Consider the following 1,629-nt stretch of genomic DNA (forward strand, 5'->3'; position numbering starts at 1 on the left):
GCTCTTATCAAACAAAAAATAACTCATTGTTTTTGCTCTTAAAATTTAAGCCGCTTTAACCAGCTGCAATCCAAGTTTGCGTGCCTTGCGTTCCAAGGCGCGCATCTGCCGATCACGGCTTCTTTCTTCAAATGCTTCTATCCCTTTCTCAACGTAAGGCTGACCTTTAGTCAGCATTGCGTAAATCAACCTTGCCAGTTGATGGGCTGTCGCTTTGATTGCGCAACAGGTATCCATTCGGGTCAGGCGAGCACGATGACTGGCGCCGATAAAGCTCTTGTCATTGCGGGCGATTGAGGCTGCTTGCTTCAATGCCTGCGCAGCTCGATTAATTACCTTCACCGCTTTACCAGGCAGCGGTTTCCCTCCCGAAATCCTTGTGGGCGGAGCCAGGCCAAGCCAGGAACAGAAGTGTTGTGAAGTCGGAAATCGTGACAAGTCCGGTCCCAATTCACTGGCCAAGACCAAAGCCGTATCGATGCCGATGGTAGGAATTGCGGTTAAATCCACACCCATTATCTTGTTTAGCGCCCGATGCAAAATCAGTTGCTGCTCATTGGAACGGTGCGGGTTACGCAGTGATTTGCTGGGCGGGATAACTTGCGCCTGAAGAACCGGCAGCCGCTCAAGTGCATAAGCAATGGCTTGGTCGCACTCACCGATCTGTTTTTCCAGGAAGTCATAAGCCGCCAACTCCTGACTCAGCGCATGCAAATGCTCAGCTCGCCAGTTGCCGTGCAAGCTGCGAGCAACAGTGGCCTGATCGGCCTTAACACGCTTGTCTCTGAGCAGTGCAAGCACTTCGGGATCGCGCTCGCCATCAACGATTGCGCGCAAAATACTCATGCCCGTCACCCCAGCTATGTTGCTGATGACTTGGGCTAATTGGATGTTCATTTGCACCAAAGCCTTTTGCATCCGATTAAGGGCTTTGGCTTGGTCGCGAACTTTATTGCCACGCTGACGGACCAATGAGCGCAGTGAGCACACGTCGTCCGCAGGCCGAAAAGCGCCTCTCAACAGGCCGTGCGTCATGAGTTGAAGGATCCACTGACAATCAAGTACATCAGACTTGCGACCGGTTATCTGCCGAGTGGCGCGGGAATTAACGAGATAGACCTCAAAACCTCGTCTATCCAGTATTTCGAAGAGCGGGATCCAATAAACTCCAGTCGCCTCCATTGCCACCATCTTGACGCCCATGGACTCAAACCAATCGGCCATGGCATGCAAATCATCGGTGAAGGTTGAAAACCGCCTAACCGGGTCATCGCATTTTGTCGGATCAACAGCCGCCAAATGCTCACCAGCGCCCACATCAACGGCACCACAATCGGGATGGATAACCTCAAAACGCTTTTGGTTCTTGCGCGTCATGACAATTCCTCGCAGGATTGAACGACGCGGGCGGGGTACACGGTGGCGAGCGGATTCACTCTCTTATACGTGGTCACAGCTTGCTGTGCCGACAATGACTCCACGCCGATACCGTGCAGGCCACTCTCCCACTCGGGTGCTGACACACCAGTGCTGGCTACGGCCTTTGCCCCGCACGCGTTCTATAACCTTACGATGAACCAGTTTGATGCGCGACAGCGCTACGTCGAAGATGTAGTGGGGCCTCCCACA

2 protein-coding genes are annotated in these 1,629 nt (G+C 53.2%); both read right to left on the reverse strand.

Annotated features, from left to right (window positions below; translation table 11 throughout):
• Positions 1-45: 45 nt before the first annotated feature.
• The gene (locus tag AACY44_RS27525; RefSeq protein ID WP_339421387.1) at positions 46-1,377 is read right to left on the reverse strand and encodes an IS110 family transposase; all 1,332 of its coding nucleotides are present in this window, start codon (positions 1,375-1,377) and stop codon (positions 46-48) included.
• A 63-nt stretch (positions 1,378-1,440) separates the two neighbouring features.
• Positions 1,441-1,629, reverse strand: a 189-nt coding sequence (locus AACY44_RS27530; RefSeq protein WP_339421388.1) for a hypothetical protein, incomplete at its 5' end; no start/stop codon positions are given.

Source organism: Pseudomonas sp. RA_15y_Pfl1_P11 (genome assembly GCF_963970975.1).
In the GTDB taxonomy this organism is placed as follows: Bacteria; Pseudomonadota; Gammaproteobacteria; order Pseudomonadales; family Pseudomonadaceae; genus Aquipseudomonas; species Aquipseudomonas tritici.